Below are 23,027 nucleotides of genomic sequence, written 5' to 3'. Positions count from 1 at the left end.
CGGGCTGTTGGTCATGCGCGCCCAGGGCCAGCTCGGCCCGGCCCGCCGGACTCCCGCCGGACTCCCGCCGAGCTAACCGAGGACCGGCCGGAGCCGGGTGACCGGAGCTCCACCCAGCCGCCGGGATCTCACGCCAGGCAGGTCGGCCGTCGACCACCGTTGTAGGTGATCATCTCCTCGAACACGTGTGGGACGTCCACCGCGGACCGACCATCGGGATCCAGTTCGGCGAAGGCGCGGTGCAGGTTCCCCACGATCCGCTCGGGATCGAGCAGCTCGCCGTACTCGCCCAGCGGGGTGGCGCGGGCTGTCTGCAGCGGCGTGCAGCCGGCCGCCCGCCCCGCGGCCGCCAGGTCCTGGATCCAGCGCAGGTATGTCGCGTTCGCTTCCAACACCTCCGGGCCGGCGACCGGGCCGTGGCCGCAGACCACGGTGACCGGGTCCAGCCGGGCCAGCCGCTCGATGGCCGCGAGGGTGCCGGCCACCGACCCCATCAGCGAGAAGGGCGTGCAGCCGGACATGAGGACGTCCCCGGCGAAGAGCACCCGGTCCTCCGGCAGCCAGACCACGACGTCGTTGGACGTGTGCGCCGGCCCCACGTGGATCAGCTCCAGTCGCCGCTCGCCGATGCGCAGTGCGATCCGATCGTCGAAGGTGATGGTCGGCAGGACCAGCCGGGGGTCGCCCCACGCGACCTCGGGCCAGAGTGCGGTGAGCGCCAGACCGGTCTCGACGAGCTCGTCGACGGCGTTCTCGTGGGCGACGACGACGGCAGTGGGCTCGAAGACGTCGTTGCCGAAGACGTGGTCACCGTGGTGGTGGGTATTCACCAGGACCCGCCGTGGCCCAGCCGACACGCGATCCACCGCGGCCCGGAGGGCCTCGGCTCGGCTGCGCGTGGCCAGGGTGTCGATCACCACGGCGCCCTGGTCTCCGGTGACGATGCCGGCGTTGCTCACGCACCAACCACCCGGGTCCTGGACGTAGGCGTGCACGCCGTCGGCGACCTCGGCGACGGCGGCGAGCGGGTGCGGCGCGGTCGTCACGAGACCCCCACCCGGCCCGGCCGCACAGCCGTGGCCACCGAGAGGGTCCCGCGACTGTTGGCCCCCAGCACCTCCCGCAGGTGGGCTTGCCCGTCCTGCAGTGTGGCTCCAGCGCCGAGCGCCTCGACCAGTGCTGCGACGTCGATGGCGACCGTGTGCCGGGCGGTCACCGTCCCACCGCCGACCTCCCAGCTGCCGCTGTGCCCGAGCAGCAGGCGCGGCCGGACCAGCTGCTTGTAGACGATCAGCCGGGGTGGCGTGCACAGCCGGATGGAGCGGGTGACGTGGCGCCCACCGTCCCGGGTGACCGTCTCCATCTCCATCTCCTGCACACCGCCCGGCTGCTCCCGCAGATCCACCCGGTGCACGTGGGGCAGCCACTGCGGCCAGCGATCGGACCGTTCGAGGAAGGCGTAGGCGTCGTCCGGGGCCGTGGTCAGGTCCAGCGAGTCGGTGAAGCCGAACACGAGGTCACCGATGGGATGGGGCTGTTCGGCCAGCCGGGCCACCGCAGCCAGCTCCGATTCGCTGTTCCGGTCGACCGCCCGGGTGATGGCGTCGAGGTCCTCGTCGCCGCCGAGCACGGCGAAGTCGTGCCGGAGCACGATCTCGGTCCGGCCTTCAGGGAGGCGGTGGAACTCCCAGCGACCCTCCATCGAGGCGACTGGCGGCGAGCTGCGCTCCTGCCGGAAGTCCACCCGCAGGGCGATCGGGTCGAGGACCCGGCGCGACACCCAGGTGCTGATCTGGCCGTTCACCAGCGCCCACAGCTGGAAGCGCTCGCTGCGTGCGGTCTGCTCCAGGTGCCGCACGTGCACGCACGGTTCGAAGATCACCGGCCAGCGGCGCACGTCGGCGATCAGCCCGTAGAGCTCGGAAGCCGGCGCCGTCACCGTCCGGCGGTGCACCAGCGAGCGGGACGGCAGAGCCTGCGACATGGCGTCCTCCTGATCAGGCGCGGACGAGCGAGTTGACGAGGTCCAGGACGTCGCGCGGCGTCCGGAGCTCCATCACCTGATCGTCCGGGATCGACAGGCCGAACTCGTCCGCGATCCGTGAGGCCGTCTCCATGCGGGCCAGCGAGTCGTAGCCGAGGTCCTCGAAGGTGGTGTCCACGCGCTGCTCGGTGAGGGGGCCGCTGTCGGCCTCGCCCGCGCAGGCGACGAGGATGCGGTTGAGGTCGTCGATCGTCATGGTTGCTCCTCCGGTGTGGTCGTCGTGATCGCCGTCGATGGCAGTGCGCGGTCAGGCGTCCGCCCTGCGCACCACGAGAGCTGAGTTGAAGCCGCGCCGTCCACGGGCGAGCACCAGCACGGTGCTCACCGGCGCCGGGCGTGGGGCGCCGTGCACCAGGTCCAGGCGGTACTCGTCGGGCACCCGAGCCGTCGCTCCGGTGGCGGGTATGACGCCGTCGCGGATGGCCAGCAACGCCGTCGCGACGTCGACCGGGCCGGCGCCGGCGTACAGCCGACCGGTGAATGCCTTCGGCGCGGACACCGGGACCCCCCGCGGCCCGAACAGGGAGGTGATCGCCTCCGCCTCGGCCCGATCCAGTGGGGCGACGCCGACGCCGTCGGCGAGGACCAGGTCGACCTCCTCCGGGCGCACCCCGGCGTCGGCGAGGGCGGCCTGGGCCGCGCGGCGCAGACCGGGGGGCCGTGGCGAGCCCGGCGGGGGGTCGAACGTGGCGGCGTGCCCGGCGAGCTCGCCGTACACCTGGTGCGCACCCCGTCGGCGGGCGCCGTCCTCGTCCTCGACCACCAGGATGGCACCGCCCTCGCCCGGGACATAGCCGGCGGCGTCGGCGTCGAAGGGCAGGTAGGCCCGCGACGGGTCGCTCTCGCGGCTCACCTGGCCACCGGCGAGCTGGGAGACCCAGCCCCACGGGTCGAGGGCGGAGTCGACGCCTCCGCTGACCACCACCGGCGTTCCGCGCCGAACGGTGCGGCATGCCTGCCCCAGCGCGTCCAGACCGCCGGCCTGCTCGGCGACCAGTGCGGTGCTGGGCCCCCGCAGCTGGTTGCGGATGGAGATCTGACCGGTGTTCACGGCGTAGAACCAGGCGAACGACTCGTAGACACTCACCGCGCGGGGCCCCTGGGACCACAGCTTGTCGAACTCGCGGTGGGTGAAGTCGAAACCGCCGGTGGCGGTACTGGTGACCGTGGCCATGTCGTAGTCGGTGTAGGTGCCCGGCTCAATCTTGGCGTCCTGGAGCGCCCAGTCCGCGGCGACCAGGGCGAGCTGGGTCGAGACGTCGGTCTGCGGCAGCAGCCGGCCGGGGAGGTGGGCGGCCGGGTCGAACCCCGAGACCTCCCCGGCGATGCGGCAGGGGTAGCCGGAGGCGTCGAAGCGGGTGAGCTCGGCCAGCCCGCTGCGGCCGTCGAGCACTGCCTGCCAGAAGCGCTCCAGGCCGACACCGTTGGGGGCCACCAGTCCGATGCCGGTGACCACGGCCCGGGGGCTCACCTCGACCCCGCCGTGGCCGCCCGCAGGACCATCGCGCTCTGGAAGCCGCCGAAACCGCTACCGACGGTCAAGACGGTCCGGACACGTCGCTCACGCGCTTCCAGTGGTGTGTAGTCGAGGTCGCACTCGGGGTCGGCCTCGTGCAGGTTCGCCGTCGGCGGCACGATCCCGTGCTCGATGGCCAGCGCGCAGGCAGCGATCTCGATCGAGCCGATCGCGCCGAGCGAGTGACCCACCATCGACTTGATCGAGCTGATCGGCGTCCGGTAGGCGTGCTCACCCAGGCTGCGCTTGTAAGCAGCGGTCTCGTGGCGGTCGTTCTGCTTGGTCCCGGAGCCGTGCGCGTTGATGTAGTCGACCTCCTGCGGCGCCGCCCCGGCCTGGTCCAGCGCGACGCGGATGGCTTCGGCCATCTCCCGGCCGTCGGCGCGCAGGCCGGTCATGTGGTATGCGTTGCACCGCGTCCCGTAGCCGACCACCTCGGCGTACACGTGCGCCCCGCGTCGCAGCGCGCTCTCCCGCTCCTCCAGCACGAACATCGCCGCCCCTTCGGCCAGCACGAACCCGGTGCGGTTTCGGTCGAACGGCCGGGAGGCGCGTCCCGGGTCGTCGTTGTCGGGGGTGGTCGCCTTGATCGCGTCGAAGCAGGCGACGACGATCGGGGTGATGGGGGCGTCGGTGGCACCGGTCAACATCACGTCGGTACGACCTGCGCGGATCAGTTGACTGGCGTGGCCGACAGCGTCGATACCCGACGTGCAGCCGTTGGAGACCATCGTGACCGGGCCCTCGGCCCCGACGGTCCAGGCGACCTCGGCGGGCATGATCCCCGGAGTCAGGTAGTCGAACATGTGCGGGGAGACCTTCTCGTGGTCGACCAGCCAGCGGCTGCCGCTGTCCGAGAGGACCAGGTACTCGCGCTCCAGGCTGGTCGCCGAGGCGACAGCGCTCCCGAGGGCGACCCCGATCCGATCCGGGTCCGTGGCGCCGAAGTCGAAGCCGCTGTCGGCCACCGCCTCCCGCGCGCAGGCGACGGCGAACTGCGTGGCGCGGTCCATCCGTCGCTGCTCCGGTGGGGACAACCCTTCCAGCGCCGGGTCGAATTCCACCTCGGCGGCCACTTGCGACCGGAAGGGTGCGGGATCGAAGAACGATATCCGGCCCGTCGCGGTCCGGCCCGAGGTGAGGAGGTCCCAGAAGCCCTTCGTGCCTCCTCCGCCGGGCGCCCGGACGCCCAGACCCGTGATCACCACCCGCCGGGTCATCTGCCACCTCCGCCTTCCGAACAGTCGTTCTTCCCACCGGCGGAACCGCCGCCGGGCCGAGGACTCTCGCCCCGCATGGGGCCTCCTCGCTGACGGATCACACCCTGCCCGGGGCTGCTCGACGGTGGCTCGACAACAGCTCGTGGGCCGCCTGGACCACGGTCGGACGGTTCAGGCACGACAAGGGGCCGGTGACCGACGCGCGCATCGGTCACCGGCCCCGAATGGCCGACAGAGTGACGTCCGGTCAGCCGGCCGCGACGTGCGCCAGGACCTCACGGTCGCCGAGGAGCACCTGCTGGTGCAGTCGCTGGACGTCGGGCGCCGGTTCGACGCCCAGTTCGGTGTCGAGGACCCGCCACAGCGTCTGGTACGCCTGGAGTGCCTCGGCTCGCCGTCCGCAGGTGTAGAGAGCCTCGATGAGATGGGCGTGGAAGCCTTCGTGCAGCGGGTACTCGGCGACCAGGGAACGCAGCTGGGGGATGAGCTCGGCATGCCGTGCGAGTTCCTGCTGGGCCTGGATGTGCAGTCCCAGGGCGGCCAGCCGCATCTCCTGCAGGTAGGAGATGTGCCCCCGCAGGCCAGGGCCGGTGGGGATGCCCGCGAAGGCCGGCCCCCGCCACAGGGCCAGTGCCTCGCCGAGGCACGTCTCGGCCTGCTGGTGCTCACCCCGCCCCATGTGCGCGCTGCCGCGCCGGAAGAGCTGGACGAACGCGCCGACGTCCACGGCCTGCTCGTCGACGGCGAGCAGATATCCCGGCGGTGACGTCACGAGAACGTCCTCGGGGCGGGGAACACCCAGCTCGGCGTGCAGCATCTTGCGCAGGTGATAGACGTAGGTCTGCAGCGTGGTGAGCGCGCTCCGCGGGGGGTCGTCCCCCCACAGTTCGTCGATCAGTGAATCGACACTGACCAGTTCGTTCCGCCGGGCGAGCAGCAGGGCGAGCACGAGCCCCACCTTGCTCGCGCGCAATACCAACGACTTGGACCCGTCGCTCAGGACCAGCGGGCCGAGAAGCTTGATCTCCATCTATTCTCCCGAAGTTTCCGGCCCCGCCGCCGCGTTCCGGCCCACACGGCGGACCGGTGCGGTGGTGCACGGTAGGATGCGTTTTCCCAGTCAGGACGATTCACGCGTGGAACAGCCGGCCTCCTCCCGGACCCGCGCCTTTCGCCGACGGTCGTCTCCGACGCCGGCAGCAGCGATGACGTCGATGGTCGAGAAGCTCTCAGGACGAGCGAGTCAGCCGTCCGAGTGGAGATGGCACGAGCGTCCCGCCGATCCCACGTGCATCTGCGTCTACGCCCTGCACATGTTCCGCGGCGGTGCGGCTGGGCGTGGTGGGCGGGCGGCCGCTGTGCCGTCGGCGACCTCCGGCGCGTGGCGGCCTGCGCCGGAGGTCGCCGGCATGCGGGAGAGGGCGCTCAGCAGGTCCTGGGCGGCCTCGCCGAAGACCCCGCCGTCCACCTGCTCGACGACGCTCACAGCGCGGGCCGCCAGCGTCACTCCCGCCGGGGTCAGGCGGAGCCGTCGGGCCCGAGTGTCGGCCGGGTCGACCTGGCGCTCGAGCAGCCCCTTGCCCTCGAGGGTCCGGATCACCTGGGAGGCCATGCGCACGTCGACGCCGGCCTGCCGGGCGAGCCGCTGCTGGTTGGGCTGGTCTCCTCGGCGGCCGAGCCACCATGCGCACGCCAGCAGGACGAACTGGACGTGGGTGAGGCCCAGCGGCGCCAGTGCTGCCGTGATCTGGCGCTGCCAGCGCAGGGTGGCGTGCCAGAGCAGGAAGCCGGGGCTGTCCGCCGGACCGCCGGCGGACAGGGTCACCGGGGCGACGCCTCCAGCTCGTACCGCCTGGCGGCCTCGACGAGCTCCTGCATGGCCACCGGGAAGTCACCGCTGATCTGCGGGCCGAGCTCCGGTGCGACGTCGTCGGCCCCGGCCCCGTCGATCACCAGCTGGTGGGTGATCGTCGTCCCGCCCTCGGGGCGCGGGGTGAGGGTGTGCCGGAACAGCAGGGTGAGGTCGCCGAAGGTCGTCCGGTCGGCGTAGACCTCGTTCTCGCGCAGCTCGACGATGCGCGACTGGAAGGTCTCCTGGCCCCGCGGGGTCACCGAGATCGTCGTGCCGACGGCGAACTCGCCGTGCAGGTCGAAGTGGTCGCTGTTCTCGCCGATCGGCGTCCCGCTGTGCAGCGCCTTGAGCGCTGCCCAAACGGCGGCCGGGGAAGCGGTGGTGTCGGCGGTGTGCTGGGTGGTCCACATGATGTCTCCAGGCATCGATTGTCGGTGAACGGATGATCAGCATGAAGATTATTTAGTTGCAGAGTGCCTCGCTAGGCTCGCCCTCGTGAACACTCCGTGTCCGGGACGCGACGCCGGAGCAACGGCACTCACCAGACGACGGGCAGGGCGTCGAACCCGAGCGCCAGTCCGCTGGGGTGACGCGGCAACTGCTCGAGCGGGACGGCAGGGCGCAGCCCGGGGAACCGGCGGATCAGCGGGCACAACAGCACGTGCAGGTGCACCCGGGCCAGGTCGGCGTCGGCCCGGCCCCGGTGACCGGCGCCGAGGACCGCCCGGACGGGCTGCACGTCGGCGCCCGGCTGCCCGAGCGGCCACGGCACCGCAGGTGCCGGTCGCAGGGCCTCGTCGATCGCCGAGGCGACTAGGCCGACGACCGCTCCCGCCCCCGAGCCGACGTCCCGCCGGTCGCCGGCGTGCCGCGCCACCGCTGCCATCCCGGCCCCGAGAGCCGCGACGACGCTCTCGAAGGCCTCGACGATCAGGAGCTGCGCGCACTGCACGAGCTCGTGCTCGTCGAGTGCTCCGAGGGAGGTCGCGACCCGGGCGAGCGCGCTGATCAGATCGTCCTCCGGGGCGCAGACCCTGGTCTCGACGAGTTCGCAGAGGTAGCCGAGCAGCTCGTCCCCGGCCCCGTCGCCCGCCGGTGGCGGTCCGGGCGCCCACAGCAGCGACCGCGACCACGCCGTGACGTCGCTCCGGTCATCGTCGGGCACGCCGAGGAGCTCGCAAAGTCCTGCGCCGGCCAGTGGCAGAGCCACGGTCTGACAGAGGTCCGCCGGGAAGCCGGCCGCCTCGGTGGTGTCCAGGCACACCGCGGCCGATCGCTCGAGGCCGGGGCGGAGTCGGTCGAGACGGGCGGGCGTGAGCGCCCGCGTGATCAGCTCCCGAGACCGCGCCGGCGCCGCACCGGGCGTCGGCCAGGACGCGAGTCGCCGGACTGTCGCCACGGTGGTCGGCGGCTGCGACGCGGGCGCGACCGGCACTGCCTCGATGGTCATGTGCGGATCCTCCGGCTCAGTAGTTGCCCAGCCCGCCGCACACGTTGATGGCCTGCGCCGTCACCGCTGCCGCGCGGTCGTCGACCAGGTAGCGGACGAGTGCCGCGACCTCCGAGGCCTCGACGTAGCGACCCAGGGGGACGCGGGTCGTGATGCGCTGGTGGACCTCGTTCTCGTCCACGCCCCACACCTGGGAGTAGTGCTCACGGACCCGCTCGGCCATCGGCGTCTCGACGAACCCGGGGCAGACAGCGTTCACGGTGATGCCGCTGGACGCCAGCTCCAGGCCGAGCGCCTTGGAGAAACCGACCACGCCGTGCTTCGAGGCCGAGTACGGGGCGGCATGCACGACGCCCTGCTTCCCACCGGTGGACGCGATGTTGATGATCCGACCGGTCGGCTGCTCGCGCATCCGGCCCATCGTCAGCACCCGCTTGGTGACCAGGAAGACGCTGTTGAGGTTCGTGTCGATGACGTCGTACCAGAACTCGTCCTCGATCTCGGCCGTGGTTCCGCCGCCGGGCCGGCCGGCGTTGTTGACCAGGATGTCGATCGGGCCGTACCGCTCCACGCACAACTGGACCAGCCGGCTGACCTCCGCGGGCGAGGTGACGTCGCAGGCGGCGCCGTCGACGTCATGACCCTCCTCGCGCAGCTGCTTCACCGTCGTCGCGACGTTCTCGCCCTGCCGGGCACACAGGAACACCCGGACCCCGTCCTGGGCCAGGGTCCTCGCGATCGCGAGGCCGATGCCACTCGTCGCGCCGGTGACCAGCGCCACCCGCCCCGTGCTCTCCGCCATGACTTCCCCTCCTGTCTGACCGCGTGTCTCGCGGACGCGCCGCACAGTGCGGGTCCGCGCTCGAGCCCGGCTCGACGCCGGCTCGTACGAGCCAGCGATCAGCGCTGCTCGACCGGCTCTCGAGTGGTCGCTGGAACGGTCGGCGCGTCCTACCGGCCGCCCCGACGGGCGCTCCCTGCCATCGCTTCCACGGAGGAGACGCGCGTGACCATGCTGGAAGAGGTCCGCCTCGCGGACCCGTACCCGAACAAGTGCTATCTGCCCTTCATCCTCTACCCACCAGGCATGCACCGGATCTCCGGTGGCAAGGAGTGGCTGGAGAGCCACATCGACATGCAGCAGCAAGGTGGCGACTTCGTCCTCTACCTGGGCGTGCCGTTCTGCCGGACCCGGTGCAAGTCGTGCCCCTACTTCATCAGCCTGCTGTCGGAGAAGGACAGCCGCGGTCGCGAGGAGGCGTACGTCGACGCGCTCATCGCCGACATGAAGCGGTGGGCCGAGTATCCGAAGTTCGCCACGGGGACCGTTCGCAACATCTACATCGGCGGTGGCACGGGCAGCATCCTCAAGGTCGCCAACCTGCGCCGGCTCGTCGATGCCGTCTTCGAGACCTTCACCGTCTCCGAGGACTACGAGTTCACCCTGGAGGGCAACGCGCGCGACTTCGACGAGGAGAAGATCGACTACGTCGTCTCCTCGAAGATCAACCGGCTGAGCTTCGGCGTCCAGTCGTTCCAGCCGGAGATCCTCAGCGTCATCGGATCCCCGCACGCCGCCACCGACAGTGCGCGCGTGATCAAGGCCTTCCAGGAGCGCGGGCTGCGCAACATCCAGCTCGACCTGATGTTCAACATGCCCGGGCACACCCTGGACATCTGGCGCCGCGACCTCGAGACGCTCGCCGAACTCGACGTCCCGCACTTCACCATCTACCTGTACCGGATCCACAAGGACACGATCCAGCACAAGCTGATCAGCAAGGGGAAGATCGCCTCGCCACAGGACCCCGAGGGCCCGATGGTGAAGGCGATGTACGAGGAGGCCGTGGAGATCGCCGAATCGCTGGGCTACTCGATGTACATGGTCGACCACTTCTGCAAGCCCGGTTACGAGAACATGTACAACCACTGGAACTGGCGGGTGTACATCGACACGCTGGCCGTCGGACCCGGGTCCTACAGCTACTTCGACGGATACCGCCTCGGCACAGAGACCGACGTCGACAAGTACATCGACACCGTCAACGACGGCGACTTCCTGATCAGCACGATCACGGACAAGCTGTCGCCGCGCGTGCAGCGTGAGCGGTACGTCGTCTTCGCCCTCCTGTACTACGAGATCGAGTACGCCTACTACCAGAGCAAGTTCGGCAGCTCGTTCCTGGAGGACTTCGCCGACGAGCTCCAGCGGCTGGAGCGCAAGGGGCTGATCGAGCTCACCGACGACCGGATGAAGCTCACCCAGCTGGGCCTGGTCTGGCACACCAACGTCATCCTCGAGTTCTTCAACCCGGCCTTCTGGGACGACTCGGCCTCCCTCGACGAGCCGAACTGGTCGCTCAACGGCGTGATGGTCGAGGTCGGGGCGCACAGCCGCGAGTACTGGCTCGGTGACAAGGCCACCACCTTCTTCGAGCCGCCGGCGCTCTCCGGGTCGGAGGTGGTCCCCGGTGCCTGAGCGTCAGACCTTCCAGGCCGACGCCACCGTCACCGTGGATGCGGAGCTGCACGACATCTGGGCGGTGTGGGTCGATGCCCGGGCATGGACCACGTGGGACGACAGCCTGGCGGCGGTCGACATCGACGGCAACTTCAAGGAGGGCGCCACCCTCACCCTCACCCCGACCTCGGGTGATCCCGTCCAGGCCACGCTGGTCTCGGTCACCCAGGGAGAGGAGTTCACCGACGAGGTCGAGCTGCCCTTCGGCGTCGTCCGGACCTCGCACCGGATGGGCCGGGTGGGTGACCTGGCGCAGATCACGCACGCGGTCACGGCCGAGGTCGACACCCACCACGTGGCGGACTTCGCCACGACGGTCTGGCCGGAGCTGCGGGGTGGCGTCGCAGCCTCCCTGACCAACCTGGCCGAGATTGTCGGGGACTGAGGGGACCAGGACATGGCCGACCACGCGCCGGTGAAACTCGTCGAGCTGCTGCTCGGACCCGCAGGGACCGACCCGCACCGGGTCTGCGTGATCGCCGACGGACGGCCCTGGACCCGGGCCGAGGTCGGGGCAGCGGTGGGGCGGTGCGCCGACGACCTGCTCGAGCAGGGTCTGCGGCCGGGGCAGCGGGTGCTGGCCCTGCTCGATCACGATCTGCGGGGCATCACCTTCCTCGCGGCGGCCAGCGCCCTGGGGCTGCGGGTGCTCATGCCCTACAACCTGCACGCGGCGGCGGCGGCGGAGTGGCTCACCATCGCCGCCGCCGCGCGGCCGGATGCCGTCGTCCACCTCACCCGGGACCGTGCTGCGGTGCCCGCGCTGCGGGAGGCCGGCTGCCGGGTGGTGGAGCTCGGCGAGGGCGGGCCGCCGGCTCCTCGCGGTGGCCCGGGCCCGCGCATCCACCAGCCGGAGCCGACCGCCCAGTTCCTCATCCTCTTCACCAGCGGCACCACCGGCGCACCCAAGGCGATCAGCGTCTCGGAGGAGCTGGTCTGCCGGCGGGTCCTGAGCGTGACCCGGGCGCTGGACTTCGACGCCGGGTCGCGGGTGTTCATGTCGGGTCTGCTCAACAACACGACCGGGGTGATCTTCGCGTTCGGAGCGCTGCACCACGACGCGCTGCTGATCGTCCCGACCGGACGCGAGATCGAGAACTGGCCGGCCGAGGTCGCCCGGCACGGCATCACCCACGTGATGCTCCGGCCGGTGGCGATGAAGCGTTTCGTCGAGTCCGCCGCGGCCGGGGGCGAGGACCTGTCCAGCCTCCGGACCGTGGCCTACGGGGCCGCCGCCATGCCGCGCGGGTTGCTCGAGGCCGGCCGCGCGCTCATGCCGTGCTCCTGGGTCCAGGGGTACGGGCTCAGCGAGACCTTCGGCCCGTTCTGCTGGCTGGACGAGGCCGGGCACCGGGACCGGCGCTACCGGGGGGAGCCCTACTGCGTCGGGCGTCCGGACGAGACGGTCGAGGTGCGGCTGGAGCCGGTCGCCGGCCACCCGGGGGGCGTGGGAGAGGTCCTGGTACGCGGCCCTGGCCTCATGGAGGGCTACCTCGACATCGCCTCGGGGGCGCTCACCCCGCCCGGCGACTGGCTGCGCACAGGTGATCTCGCCAGTTGGAGCCGCCACGGCGACCTGCTGCTCAAGGGGCGCAAGGCCGGCGCCCTGCTCAGCGCCGACGGCCACCGGATCTACCCGGAGGAGGTCGAGGCGGTGCTGGCCGACGTGCCAGGCGTCGACGGCGCCGTGGTGGTCGGCGTGGCTGCCGGGGGGCCGGCCGAGCGGCCGGTGGCCTGCATCTCCGGTGCGCTGGCCGGCTGCAGACCCGCCACGGTCCGGGACGTGGTCTGCCGGGCGCTGGGTCCGGTCCTCAGCCGGGAGAAGTGGCCGGACCTGCTCTACCCGGTCCCCGCTCCCCTTCCCACCAGCACCAACGACAAGGTCATGCGCGCCGAGATCCGGCGCCGAATCGACGTGGCTGCGCTCATCGAACTGTGATCCCGAACCAGCCTGTGATCCCGACCAAGGAGGAGATCGTGCGTAACCACGCGTCGCACTCGGTGGTGTGCAACGCCCCAGCGGCGACGGTCCACGACCTGATCAGCCGCACATCCGAATGGCCCCGCCTGCTGGGGCCGTGCGAGGCGGTGACGGTGCTGGAGTCCGACGGGCCGACCGAGCTGGTCGAGATCACCGCGCGGCTGCAGGGCGTCGGCATGTCGTGGCAGTCGCGGCGGACCGTCCGTCCCGAGGTCCTGGGCGTCGACGCGGAACTGGTCCGGCCGATGCCCCTGGTCGCCAGCATGCGCACCACCTGGCGCGTCGTCGCCGTCAACGACGAGCAGTGCGTCCTGCTGCTCGAGCACGACTATCGGCTCTGCGACGACATCACCGGCCTGGTCGACGGCGTGCACACCCGCGCGGAAGCCGCGCGATTCATCGCCGCGTCGATCGACGTCAACTCCGAGCGCGAGCTCGCCGACTTCAAGGCGGCGGCCGAGCGGGCCGGGGCGCCGTCCGGCCGGGACCGAGCACTTCGGCACTCCATCGTGTGCGCCGCGCCGGCCGACGAGGTCTACGCGGTGGTGCGGAACGCGGCGAACTGGCCGCTGATCTTCGACGCCTGCGTCGCGGCGACCCGGGTCGGGGGGGACGACACGACGGAACTGGTGCGGATCGACGCCCTGCAGGACGGCGCGACGATCAGCTGGGAGACCCGGCGGCACTACACCGACGCGATCCGTCGCATCGAGTACGAGCTGCCGGTCCCGATGCCGTTCCTGGAGTCGATGAGCGGGCAGTGGCGGGTCATCCCGCTGACCGCGGATCGCTGCCTGCTCACCGTCGACCGGCGCTGGCGGCTGCTCGCTGACGTCACCGGCATCCGGCCGGGCGTGAACACCGTCGACCAGGCCGCGGAGGTGGTCGACGGCTTCGTGGACGGCAACGCCGAGGCCGAGATGCTGGCGATCCGCGACTTCGCGGAGAACCGCAGCGCCGCGCTGGCCACCGTGGTCGTCCGTGCCACGCTGCCACACCCGCCCGACGAGGTCCTGGCCGCGCTGTTCCCCCTCGTCGGGACGGCGGACCTGCTCACCGGCCGGCCTGCGGGGACGGTGCGGTACCAGGACGCCGTGCACGACGAGCTCGTCGCCCAGCCCCGGGGCGAGGCGGCGCTGCGGGTGGTCCGGACCCGCGACGAGCGGAGCCTGTCGATCGACGTCTGCCAGCCGGGACCGCCGCGCGGCATCGCGGCGCGCTGGGGCCGCTGGCGGGTGCGGGCCACGCCCGGCGGCAGCGAGGTGGTGGCCCGGCAGAGCGCCCGGGTGGACGCCGGCGCCCTCGCCGCGGCAGCGGACCGGGCGGACGTCCCCGAGAAGAAGCGCCGGCTCCGTGAGCTGCTGGAGCGGGACAGCCGCGCCACGCTCGACGCCTGCGCCCGCGCCTTGGTCGAGCCGCCTCCCGCGCGCCCGCGGCTGGACGCCGCCCAGGCCGGCGAGGCAGTGCTGGAGGCCGCCGGTGTCTAGTTCCCTGGCCACCCGGCCGCGGCCGGCGCGGGTTTCCCCGGCCGTCTTCGCCGCCGCCGGCTACTTCCTCCCGCGGCTGCTGTTCCTGCACACCCGCTGGGCCCCGCAGGTCCATTTCGGGGACATCGCCTGGGCACTCGACGGCTTTCCCGAGGACGATCTCGACCTCGGTTCGGCCCGCTTCTGGGCGGAGTGGCGCCGCCGGTGGGTGAGCCGGGGCGAGCACCACCTGGCAGTGGCCACCGGCTCGACGACGGTCGCCGGCCAGGCGCGGGCCCACCGGGCGGCCGCCGCATGCTTCCACTGGGCCGAGTTCATGGACTTCGACGACGCCGCAGCGAAGGCGGCGCTCCGCCGGCGGGTGCGCGACGCCTTCGAGCGCAGCCTCGAGTGCGGGGACCTCGACATCACCCAGCGCGAGGTCGCCGCCGGAGGACCCGGGTCAGCGGTCGTGCGCTACTGGCTGCTGCGACCGCCGGCCGCGGCCTCGACGCCGGGCCCGCTGCCCTGCGTCGTCGTCTGCAACGGCCTGGACTCGGTCACCGAGGTGGAGCCGCTGTCGCTGGCCGAGGCGTTCCTCGAGCGCGGTATCGCCGCCGTGCTGTTCGAAGGTCCCGGACAGGGCCTCCAGGTCGGGCAGACCCCGCTCCCTGCCGACCCCGAGCGCGTGGTCGCCCGGCTGGTCACCGAACTGCACGGCGAGCCGGGCGTGGACGCCGGCCGGCTGGCCTTCCTCGGTGTCAGCTTCGGGGGCCACATCGCCCTGCGGGTGGCGCAGCGGCTGGGTGGTGCCTTCCGCTGCGTGGTCAACCTCTCGGGTGGGCCGCGGATGGCGCCCTACGCGGGGCTGCCCCGGCGGCTCAAGGACGACTTCTCCTTCGTGCTGAGCGGCGGCCGGACCGACCTGTCGCCCGCGGCCGTGCAGGAGCTGTTCGACCGGTTGGAGGTCGACGGGCGCGACCCGGCCACCACCGACGTGCTCAGCGTCCACGGCGCACTGGACGACATCTTCCCGCTGGTCGACCTGCAGCGGCTGCACGCCGCCTGGGGCGACCGCGCGCAGCTGCTGGTCCACGAGCGCGAGGCGCACGTGTGCCTCAACCAGCTCGACTCCTGCCTGCTCACCGCTGCGGACTGGGTGTCGCAGCGGCTGGCACCACCGACATCGGCACCGTCGACCGGGAGGATCTCATGAAGCTGACCGAGTTCCGCCGTACCGCAGGCCCGGACACCGCGCCGCCGCAGCCGGCGGTGGAGACCGCGCCCCGGCGGCAAGCCGTCCCGCGCGGAGTCTGGCCGGTGGCCGGCGTCGTGGTCGTCGGCGCGTTCATGACCCAGTTGGACACCTCGCTGGTGAACATCGGGCTGGCCACCATCACCGCCGACCTCGGTGCCACGCTCCAGGACACCCAATGGATCGTCAGCGGCTACCTGCTGGCCCTGGTGGCCGGCCTGCCGCTGGCCGGGTGGGCCGCCACGCGCCTGGGTGCCGGCCGGCTGTGGCTCTGGTCGCTCGCAGGGTTCACCGTTGCCTCCGCACTCTGCGCCGGGGCGCCCTCTCTGGGCTTCCTCGTCCTGGCGCGGGTCCTGCAGGGCCTCGCCGGAGGTCTGCTGCTGCCCGCCGGGCAGACCGTGATCGCGCAGGTCGCGGGTCGGGAGTTCCTGGGCCGGGTGATGAGCGTAGTCGGCACCCCGCTGGTGCTGGGACCCGCGCTCGGTCCGATCGTCGGAGGTCTGCTCACCGAGCATGCCTCCTGGCCCTGGCTGTTCGTGATCAACGTGCCCGTGGGGATCGCCGGCCTGTGGCTGGGCCGGCGGATCATCCCGCCCGGCCGCCCCGCGGCCGCGACCTTCGACGGCTGGGGTTTCATGCTCGTCACCGTCGGCCTGCCGTGCCTGACCTTCGCGGTGAGCCGCGTGAGCGAGGGCGGCGGCACGGTGCAGTCGGCGCTCCTGTCGTCGGGGGTCGGGGTGCTGGCCGTGGCCGCGTTCGTGCGGCGGGCACTGACGCGCAGCACGGCGTTGCTGGACCTTCGGCTGCTCGGCAACCGGGTGTTCGCAGCCGCGGCGGCCACCAGCTTCGTCGCCGGGGCGGTGCAGATCGGAGCGCTGGTCCTGCTGGCGCTCTACTTCCAGCTGATCCGCGGGTACGGCGTGGTCGCTTCCGGCGTGGCCATGTGCGGCTTCGCTCTCGGTGCCGCCGTGCTGCCCCTGGCGGGCCGGCTCACCGACCGGTTCGGCGGCGGACGGGTGGTGCTGGCGGGGGCCCTGCTGACGACGGCGACCTTCGTGCCGATCGCGCTGCTGCCGGCACACGCACCGCTGGCACTGCTGGAGGCGCTGACCTTTGCATTCGGCATCGGCAACGCGCTCTCGGTGGTCCCGTCGTCGACGGCCGCGTACGTGGCGGTGCGCCCGCCGCAGATGCCCCAGGCCGTCACCCAGGTCAACATCGCCCTCCGCCTCGGTGGCGCGGTCGGCGCTGCGCTCGGCGTCTCCCTCCTCGGCGACCAGACGCAGCCGGCCGCGCAGCTGGCCGCAGGCTTCCAAGCCGCCTTCTGGTGCATGACCGCCTTCGCCGCGGTCTCGCTGCTCGCCGCGTTCGTGCTGGTCCGGGCGGGCGCTCCCGGGCGCGGTGCCGCTGGGGCGCCACCGGTACCGGCGCCTCGGCCGACGCCGTCCCGACCGTCGGCTCGACGGGAGCCGGGGAACCGTCCCGCGGGGACGTCGCGGTCCGGTCCCACCGCCGTGGAGGATCGATGACCGTGACCGAGATCAACAGGGTCGGCCTCGAGCTGCCTGCTACGCCACCGTTCGACTTCGCTCACAGCCTGCGGTTCGTCCGCGGCTTCCCGGCGATGGTCGGCGAGCAGCTCACCGAGGGCGACGTGCTGACCAGCGCGGTGCGCGAGCGGGGGACGCTTGCCGCCGTGCGACTGCGGGCGGCCGGAGGCGCAGGGGTGCACTGCGAGCTGGAGTCGGCGCAGCCACTGACCGACGACGTCGTCGCGGCGCTCGCCGACCGGCTCTCCTCGTACCTGGGGCTGCGGGACGACCTGACCGAGTTCTACGCGCTCAGCGCCGGTGACGAGCCCTTCCGGCAGGTGGTCTCCCGGTTGTACGGCTACCACCAGGTCTCGTTCCCCTCGCCGCTGGAGCTGCTGGTCTGGGCGATCCTCGGCCAACGGGTCCCGATGCCGGTCGCGCGCACGATGAAGCACGCACTGATGGCCGCCTGCGGCAACGAGATGGTGGTCGACGGGCAACCGCTGCGGGCCTTCCCCGACCTGGAGCAGCTGCTGGCGATGGACGCGCAACGGCTGCAGGGCATCATCGGCAACGCCCGCAAGGCCGGCTACATCGCCGCGGCAGTCCGCCAGTGGGCGGAGCTCGACGAGGGCTTCCTGCGCACCGGTGACTACGACGAGGTGCGCGAGCGGCTGCTGCAGATCACCGGGGTCGGGCCGTGGTCTGCGACCTTCCTGCTCATCCGTGGCCTGGGCCGCATGGAGCGGATCGCGCCGGACAAGGAGGCGCTGCGCGCAGCGAGCCGCGTCTACGGCCGGCCGGTGACGGAGGCCGAGTTCACCGAGCTGGCCGGCCGGTACGGCGCCTGGCAGGGCTACTGGGGTCACTACCTGCGTTTCGCCGGCTGATGGGGCCGCCGCTGGATCGGCGGTCCGGCGGGGCAGCGGCCGGCGGCCTGATCGGGGCGCTGCTGCCCGAAGGGGCGACGGCCGCCGAGCACCGCGGCGACGATCCGGGCGCCGAACTCTTCCCCGAGGAGCAGGCGCTGGTGGCGGCCGCCGTGCCGGCGCGCCGGTCGGAGTTCGCGACAGGCCGCCGCTGCGCCCGGCGCGCGCTCGCCGAGCTCGGGTTCCCGCCCGCTCCCCTGCTCCGCGACGCGGCCGGCGCGCCGACCTGGCCGGCCGGTGCGGTCGGCAGCATCACCCACTGCACCGGCTACCGCGGCTGCGCCGTGGCCCGGACCGGGGTCGCGCAGGCGCTGGGCATCGACGCCCAGCCGCATCGGCCCCTGCCGCCCGGCGTGCTCGACCTCATCACCGTCCCCGCGGAGCGGGCGCACCTCCGCACGCTGGCCGCGGCTGCCGCTGCGACGCACTGGGACGTGGTGCTGTGGAGCGCCAAGGAGTCGGTGTTCAAGGCAGTGTGCCCCACCACCGGCTGGCGTCCCGGCTTCCGCGAGGTCGCCGTCCGGCTCTCCCCCGCGGGCACCTTCCGGGCAACTCCGGCGGGTCGGTCCCGGCAGCCGGTCCAGCCCCGGCTCGACGTCCTCGATGGGACGTGGCTGGTGGCCGGCGGTCTGGCGCTCACCGCCGTCGTCGTCCAGCCGACCACCGGCCAGCGAGTGGCACCCGAGTGACGCTCGACCGGTGCCGCGCAGAGTTCCGGTGATCGGCCACGTCCCATCGCCCGCCATCCGGACCGCACTGGAGATGCCATGACGACGACGGAGCTTGCACCGACCACCCTGTCCCGACCGCCGCACCGGCACCTGACCCACCCGCGCTCCGCGGACGGCCAGCCGGTCGGTCCCCCTGAAGCCGGTCCGAACGACCCCGTCGGTCGGCTCGCGCAGCTGTTCGACGACGGTGACACGGCGCTCATCGATGAGCTCCCCTCGTGCGGGGTGGTCGTCGGGCAGGGCAGCGTCCGCGGGGTGCGAACCATCGCCTACTGCACCGACGGGCGGGTCATGGGCGGCGCGATGGGCGAGGCCGGCTGCCGCCGGATCGTGGCGGCGATCCAGGAAGCCGTCGCCCGACGGCAGCCCGTGGTCGGCATCTGGCACTCCGGGGGCGCCCGGCTCGGCGAGGGGGTGCGGGCGCTGCACGGGGTCGGCCACGTCTTCGCCGCCATGGTGGCGGCCTCGGGGAAGGTGCCGCAGATCTCCGTGGTGCTCGGCGCGGCCGCGGGTGGTGCGGCCTACGGCCCGGCGCTCACCGACCTGGTGATCATGTCCGATCAGGGCCGCGTCTTCGTGACCGGCCCGGATGTCATCAAGAGCGTGACGGGGGAACACGTCACCATGGAGGCGCTCGGCGGTGGCGACACGCACGGACGGCGCAGCGGTGTGGTGCACGTGGTGACCGACTCAGAAGCCGAGGCCCTGGGGGCCGCGCGCGCGGCGGTGGCACTGCTGTGCGACCAGGGCGTCGCCGACGAGCGCGCCCTGGGCCCGGCGCCGGACCCGGCCGGGCTGCTGCCCGGTAGCGGCCGGCGCGCCTACGACGTCCTCCCCGTCGTACGGGCGCTGCTCGACGAGGGCAGTTGGTTCGAGGTGCATCGCTCGTGGGCCCCCAACGTGGTGACCGGCTGGGGCCGGCTGGCCGGTCGGACGGTCGGTGTGGTGGCGAACAACCCGCTGCGGCTGGGCGGCTGCCTGGATGCGACGAGTGCCGAGAAGGCGGCGAGGTTCGTGCGCACCTGCGACTCCTTCGGCGTCCCACTGGTCGTGCTGGTCGACGTCCCGGGGTATCTGGCGGGCGTTGGGCAGGAGTGGAGTGGTGTGGTGCGCCGCGGAGCAAAACTGCTCTACGCCTTCGCCGAAGCCGTCGTTCCCCGCGCCACCCTCGTGCTGCGCAAGGCATACGGCGGTGCCTACGTCGCGATGAATTCGCGGGCGCTGGGTGCCTCCGCGGTCTTCGCGTGGCCCGACGCGGAGGTCGCGGTCATGGGCGCCGAAGCGGCGGTGCCGATCCTGCACCGCAAGCGGTTGGCGGCCGCCGCGCCCGCCGAGCGAGACGTGCTGCTCCGGCAACTGGTGGCCGAGCACCAGGCGCGCGAGGGCGGGCTGGACCTCGCGCTCGACATCGACGCCGTGGACGAGGTCATCACGCCGGCCGGCACCCGGGCGGCGCTGGTCCGCTGGCTGGCGCGCGTGCAGCCGACCCGGGGGCAGCACGGCAACATCCCGCTGTGACCGGAGCTCGCGCCGCGGGAGCAGCCTGTGCGGCGACCCGCCCCACCGGCCTGGTCGCTCAGCACGTCGAAGTCGGCGGTGTCGTAGCGGGCGTTCGGACCACCTCGGCCGGGGCACCGGAGGTCACGACCAGCGTCGCCTGGCTGTGCGCCCCGCAGCCGTACTCGACGCTGACCACCCGGCCGTCACCGGGGGCGTAGGCGTTGCTGCAGGCGCCCACCACCTGGCGCAGCGACCCGGCCAGCGACAGGAAGAACCCGCAGGTGCCGCAGGACCCCGGCGCCTGGCGGGCCATCGGCGCCGCCGGCCCGAACTCCCCGGCCAGCCAGCGCGCCACCGCCTGGCGCCGGCCGTGCGGGGACAGCACCCGCTCACGCCCCAGCCCCACCTCCCCGGCGACGACGCGGCCGGCCGGGTCCGCGGCGGAGTCGTCGTCGGCCACGTACGCCGGGACCAGCCGCTCGTCGTCCTCGGTGCTGGGCAGCACGTCGCCGACCGAGAGGTCGCCCGGGCGCAGCCGCTCGTGCCACGGCACCCAGGCCGGCGGCAGCAGCGCCTCCTCCCCCGGCAGCAGGACGACCTCGTCCAAGGTCGGCGGGGCCTCCCCCGGCACGCGGACCAAGGTGACCGCTCAGGTCCAGCCGCGGTAGCCGGGCAGCGCGGCGGCGAAGTGGTGGGTGAGCACCTCACCCAGGGCCTCGGCCGGCACGCCGTCGCGGTGGGCTCCACCACCTCGACGGACACACCCAGGCGCTCCCCGACCGCGGCCGGGTCCCCCCGCGACCTCCAGCGCGGCCGCCCGCGCCTGCTCGACGACGCTGCTCAGCGCGCCGGTGGGACCGGGATGGTTGGTGGCCCTGGACGGTGAGGGCGGCCGCCGTACGCACCGCCCACCGGTAGGTGGTGAGCAGGGCGCCGGTGTAGCCGGCTCCGGCCTGGCGGGGTGGTCGGCCGGGCGGGGTTCAGTGACCGGCTGGGCCGTTCCGGCCGGCGTCGTCCCGGCCGGCGAGGACCTGGCGCAGCCGGGCGGTCTCGGCCTCGGCGGCCGCGGCCCGCTGCTGGGCGTCCTCCAGTGCGCGGCGGATGGTGGCCAGCTCGGCGGCGAGGTTCGCGCGGTCGGCGCGGGCCTCACGATCGGCGGCGATCGCGGCGTCCCGGGCGGCGTCGGCGGCCAGCCGGTCGGCGTGCTCCTCGCCGCGGGCCTGCTCGGCGCGGTCGGCCTGCTCCCGGGCGGTCGCCGCGGCCTGCTCGGCGCCGGTGCGGGCGGTGTCGCGGGCCGCGGTCGCCTCGGCGCGCTGGGCCTCGGCCTGGGCGCGGGCGGCCTCGGCCGCGGCGGTGCGGGCGGCGGCGTCGGCGAGGTCGACCCGGGGGGCCTCGGTCTCCGCCCGGGCGGTCTCGACCAGGGCGAGGGCGGCGTCGCGCTCCTCCCGGGCGGTGCGGGCGGCGCGCTCGGCGTCGGCCAGGGCCTCGGCGGCGGCTTCGGCGGTGTGCCGCTGCCGCTCGGCGGCCGACGCGCGGGCCTCGGCCTCGGCGACGTCGCGGCGGGCGTCGGCTTGCACCGAGGCGCGCTCGGCCTCGACGCTCTCGGCGTCGGTGACCTCGGCCAGCGCGCTGGTGGCCACCCCCAGCTGCTCGGTGACCCCGGCGAGCAGCTGCTGCAGCCGGTCCACCGACACCGCCAGGGTCGCCGAGGCCATCGACGCGGTCCGCTCGGCGGCGCCGCCGCCGGGCAGCCCGGACACCGCGGCCCTCGCGGTCTCCCGGTCCCGGGAGCGAGAGGCGGCGGAGAAGGTCGTGCGGTTGTGCTCGCCCAGGGAGCAGTACGTGCTGGGCCGCCCGCCCCCGGCCAGGGCCGGGGCCACCGGCCGGTCGCACGCCCCAGCTCGTGAAACCGACACAGCGCCGGCCGCCCGGTGGTCGACGACGGTGAGACGGCCGGTGCAGTCATGACTCGATCGACGGGGGCGGGGACGCAGGGGTCAGCTCTCGTCCGGCTCGTTCTCGTCCGGCTCGTCCTCGTCCGGCTCGTTCTCGTCCGGCTCGTTCTCGTTCTGCTGGTTCTCGTTCTCGTCCTCGTTCTGCTCCTGCTCGTCCGGCGCCTGCTCGTCGTCGGCCGGCAGTTGCGTGCTGCTGTCGCCGGAGCCGCAGGCGGCCAGGGCGACCGGGGAGGCGACGAGGGCCACCGCGGCCACCGCGGCACGCCACCCGCCGACCGTTGCTCGCGTGGACATGGGGTCTCCTCAGTGCTCGGGGGTGAGTCCGGGGACTGCCCCCGCCGCCGGCCGGCACGCGGTGAGCGCCGTCACAGCGATGGCTCAGGCCGGTCCGCTGCTGCCGCCGGCCGGCAGGCCGCGCCCGGTGCCCGACGGCCCGGTGTGCGTCGGCCCGGAGCGCCGGCGCACCTCGTGCACACCCACCGTCACACCGCCCAGCACGACACCGGGCACGAGCAGCCACATGGGCCAGAAGTACGCGGCGTCCCCGGTGGAGAGGCTGACCAGCAGCCAGACGGTGAGGTTGATGGTGAGTGCAGCACCCCAGACGGCCCACAGCACCTTCAGCGACAGGTGCATGTCCTCCACCACCCCGGGCGTCAGCACCCGGGCCGGGCCCGCCCCGGACCGGGACGCCGCGAGCCCAGCTGCCGGGAGCCCGCCGGCCGGCAGCCCGGGCGGCGGCGGGAGCCCGCCCGCGGGCAGGTCGGCGACCAGCGGCTCGAGGTCGCCGTAGGTCACCGACTGGTAGGCCAGGGCGATCCGGCGGTCGTACTCGTACAGGTCCAACCGGCCTTCGTCCATGGCGACCCGCAGCCGGCCGACCACCGCCTCGCGCTCGCCGTCGGACACGCGCATGCCGCGCTGCTCGGTCAACCCCGCCTCCCGTGGGCCGGCGCCGGTGGTGCCGCCGACATCCTGCCCGACCCCACGGGCCGACGGGGCCCGAGCGCGCCGGTCGTTGCGCCGGCACCCTTCTTGCGACAGAGTCGCAACAACACCGGGCGGTTCCTCCCCG

Annotated in this window: 23 protein-coding genes; 9 read left to right on the top strand and 14 right to left on the bottom strand. The window is 73.2% G+C overall.

Features of this window, described 5'->3' with window-relative positions; all coding sequences use genetic code 11:
• Positions 1 to 128 precede the first annotated feature (128 nt).
• The 10 genes from G1H19_RS11295 to fabG form a co-directional block, all read right to left on the bottom strand.
• Positions 129 to 1,046: an MBL fold metallo-hydrolase gene (locus G1H19_RS11295; RefSeq protein WP_162392182.1), complete on the bottom strand. Its 918-nt coding sequence runs from the start codon at positions 1,044 to 1,046 to the stop codon at positions 129 to 131.
• Positions 1,043 to 1,984 carry an aromatase/cyclase gene (locus G1H19_RS11290; protein WP_152727822.1) on the bottom strand — a complete coding sequence of 314 codons (942 nt, stop codon included), beginning with the start codon at positions 1,982 to 1,984 and terminating at the stop codon, positions 1,043 to 1,045. Before G1H19_RS11290 ends, G1H19_RS11295 begins: the two co-directional genes overlap by 4 nt.
• 13 nt (positions 1,985 to 1,997) lie before the next feature.
• On the bottom strand, positions 1,998 to 2,240 hold the full coding sequence (locus G1H19_RS11285; protein ID WP_152727821.1) for an acyl carrier protein: 243 nt from the start codon (positions 2,238 to 2,240) through the stop codon (positions 1,998 to 2,000).
• Positions 2,241 to 2,291: 51 nt separating this feature from the next.
• On the bottom strand, positions 2,292 to 3,515 hold the full coding sequence (locus G1H19_RS11280) for a ketosynthase chain-length factor (RefSeq protein ID WP_162392183.1): 1,224 nt from the start codon (positions 3,513 to 3,515) through the stop codon (positions 2,292 to 2,294).
• Positions 3,512 to 4,780 carry a beta-ketoacyl-[acyl-carrier-protein] synthase family protein gene (locus tag G1H19_RS11275; protein WP_152727820.1) on the bottom strand — a complete coding sequence of 423 codons (1,269 nt, stop codon included), beginning with the start codon at positions 4,778 to 4,780 and terminating at the stop codon, positions 3,512 to 3,514. Before G1H19_RS11275 ends, G1H19_RS11280 begins: the two co-directional genes overlap by 4 nt.
• 247 nt (positions 4,781 to 5,027) lie before the next feature.
• Positions 5,028 to 5,810, bottom strand: a complete 783-nt coding sequence (locus G1H19_RS11270) for an AfsR/SARP family transcriptional regulator (RefSeq protein ID WP_152727819.1) — start codon at positions 5,808 to 5,810, stop codon at positions 5,028 to 5,030.
• A gap of 270 nt (positions 5,811 to 6,080) precedes the next feature.
• Positions 6,081 to 6,605 carry a MarR family winged helix-turn-helix transcriptional regulator gene (locus tag G1H19_RS11265; RefSeq protein ID WP_217269533.1) on the bottom strand — a complete coding sequence of 175 codons (525 nt, stop codon included), beginning with the start codon at positions 6,603 to 6,605 and terminating at the stop codon, positions 6,081 to 6,083.
• Positions 6,602 to 7,042, bottom strand: a complete 441-nt coding sequence (locus G1H19_RS11260; protein ID WP_152727818.1) for an SRPBCC family protein — start codon at positions 7,040 to 7,042, stop codon at positions 6,602 to 6,604. Before G1H19_RS11260 ends, G1H19_RS11265 begins: the two co-directional genes overlap by 4 nt.
• 128 nt (positions 7,043 to 7,170) lie before the next feature.
• Complete coding sequence (locus tag G1H19_RS11255) at positions 7,171 to 7,797, bottom strand: cytochrome P450 family protein (RefSeq protein ID WP_152727817.1); 627 nt, start codon at positions 7,795 to 7,797, stop codon at positions 7,171 to 7,173.
• 301 nt (positions 7,798 to 8,098) lie between these two features.
• Complete coding sequence (gene fabG / locus G1H19_RS11250; RefSeq protein WP_152727816.1) at positions 8,099 to 8,884, bottom strand: 3-oxoacyl-ACP reductase FabG; 786 nt, start codon at positions 8,882 to 8,884, stop codon at positions 8,099 to 8,101.
• Between the two features lie 210 nt (positions 8,885 to 9,094).
• On the opposite strand from fabG, the gene G1H19_RS11245 reads away from it, so the two are divergent.
• From G1H19_RS11245 to G1H19_RS11205, 9 genes are all read left to right on the top strand, one after another.
• Complete coding sequence (locus G1H19_RS11245) at positions 9,095 to 10,561, top strand: coproporphyrinogen-III oxidase family protein (protein ID WP_235909427.1); 1,467 nt, start codon at positions 9,095 to 9,097, stop codon at positions 10,559 to 10,561.
• Positions 10,554 to 10,988, top strand: a complete 435-nt coding sequence (locus tag G1H19_RS11240; RefSeq protein ID WP_162392184.1) for an SRPBCC family protein — start codon at positions 10,554 to 10,556, stop codon at positions 10,986 to 10,988. The genes G1H19_RS11245 and G1H19_RS11240 overlap by 8 nt, the downstream gene beginning before the upstream one ends.
• 12 nt (positions 10,989 to 11,000) lie before the next feature.
• The gene (locus tag G1H19_RS11235; protein WP_152727814.1) at positions 11,001 to 12,542 is read left to right on the top strand and encodes a class I adenylate-forming enzyme family protein; all 1,542 of its coding nucleotides are present in this window, start codon (positions 11,001 to 11,003) and stop codon (positions 12,540 to 12,542) included.
• A complete protein-coding gene (locus tag G1H19_RS11230; protein WP_328593518.1) occupies positions 12,428 to 14,071 on the top strand; it encodes an SRPBCC family protein in 1,644 nt (547 codons plus the stop codon). The genes G1H19_RS11235 and G1H19_RS11230 overlap by 115 nt, the downstream gene beginning before the upstream one ends.
• A complete protein-coding gene (locus tag G1H19_RS11225) occupies positions 14,064 to 15,266 on the top strand; it encodes an alpha/beta hydrolase family protein (RefSeq protein WP_202925716.1) in 1,203 nt (400 codons plus the stop codon). Before G1H19_RS11230 ends, G1H19_RS11225 begins: the two co-directional genes overlap by 8 nt.
• Positions 15,263 to 16,834 (top strand): DHA2 family efflux MFS transporter permease subunit, encoded by a 1,572-nt coding sequence (locus G1H19_RS11220; RefSeq protein ID WP_152727812.1) that lies wholly within the window; start codon positions 15,263 to 15,265, stop codon positions 16,832 to 16,834. The genes G1H19_RS11225 and G1H19_RS11220 overlap by 4 nt, the downstream gene beginning before the upstream one ends.
• Entirely contained in the window at positions 16,831 to 17,727 is an 897-nt protein-coding gene (locus G1H19_RS11215; protein ID WP_152727811.1) for a DNA-3-methyladenine glycosylase family protein, read from the top strand. The genes G1H19_RS11220 and G1H19_RS11215 overlap by 4 nt, the downstream gene beginning before the upstream one ends.
• Positions 17,727 to 18,455 carry a 4'-phosphopantetheinyl transferase family protein gene (locus G1H19_RS11210; protein ID WP_202925717.1) on the top strand — a complete coding sequence of 243 codons (729 nt, stop codon included), beginning with the start codon at positions 17,727 to 17,729 and terminating at the stop codon, positions 18,453 to 18,455. Before G1H19_RS11215 ends, G1H19_RS11210 begins: the two co-directional genes overlap by 1 nt.
• A 78-nt stretch (positions 18,456 to 18,533) precedes the next feature.
• Positions 18,534 to 20,015, top strand: a complete 1,482-nt coding sequence (locus G1H19_RS11205) for an acyl-CoA carboxylase subunit beta (protein WP_152727810.1) — start codon at positions 18,534 to 18,536, stop codon at positions 20,013 to 20,015.
• 58 nt (positions 20,016 to 20,073) lie between these two features.
• On the opposite strand, the gene G1H19_RS11200 is transcribed toward G1H19_RS11205, so the two are convergent.
• From G1H19_RS11200 to G1H19_RS11185, 4 genes are all read right to left on the bottom strand, one after another.
• A complete protein-coding gene (locus G1H19_RS11200; RefSeq protein WP_235927854.1) occupies positions 20,074 to 20,628 on the bottom strand; it encodes a DUF3027 domain-containing protein in 555 nt (184 codons plus the stop codon).
• A gap of 349 nt (positions 20,629 to 20,977) precedes the next feature.
• A complete protein-coding gene (locus tag G1H19_RS11195) occupies positions 20,978 to 21,877 on the bottom strand; it encodes a coiled-coil domain-containing protein (RefSeq protein WP_152727809.1) in 900 nt (299 codons plus the stop codon).
• Between the two features lie 117 nt (positions 21,878 to 21,994).
• Positions 21,995 to 22,246 carry a hypothetical protein gene (locus G1H19_RS11190; RefSeq protein ID WP_152727808.1) on the bottom strand — a complete coding sequence of 84 codons (252 nt, stop codon included), beginning with the start codon at positions 22,244 to 22,246 and terminating at the stop codon, positions 21,995 to 21,997.
• A gap of 84 nt (positions 22,247 to 22,330) precedes the next feature.
• The gene (locus G1H19_RS11185) at positions 22,331 to 22,867 is read right to left on the bottom strand and encodes a DUF1707 SHOCT-like domain-containing protein (RefSeq protein ID WP_152727807.1); all 537 of its coding nucleotides are present in this window, start codon (positions 22,865 to 22,867) and stop codon (positions 22,331 to 22,333) included.
• Between the last annotated feature and the right edge of the window lie 160 nt (positions 22,868 to 23,027).

This window comes from Goekera deserti (assembly GCF_010685995.1).
Lineage (GTDB): Bacteria > Actinomycetota > Actinomycetes > Mycobacteriales > Geodermatophilaceae > Goekera > Goekera deserti.
This window is presented reverse-complemented; position numbering and strand designations above follow the sequence as displayed.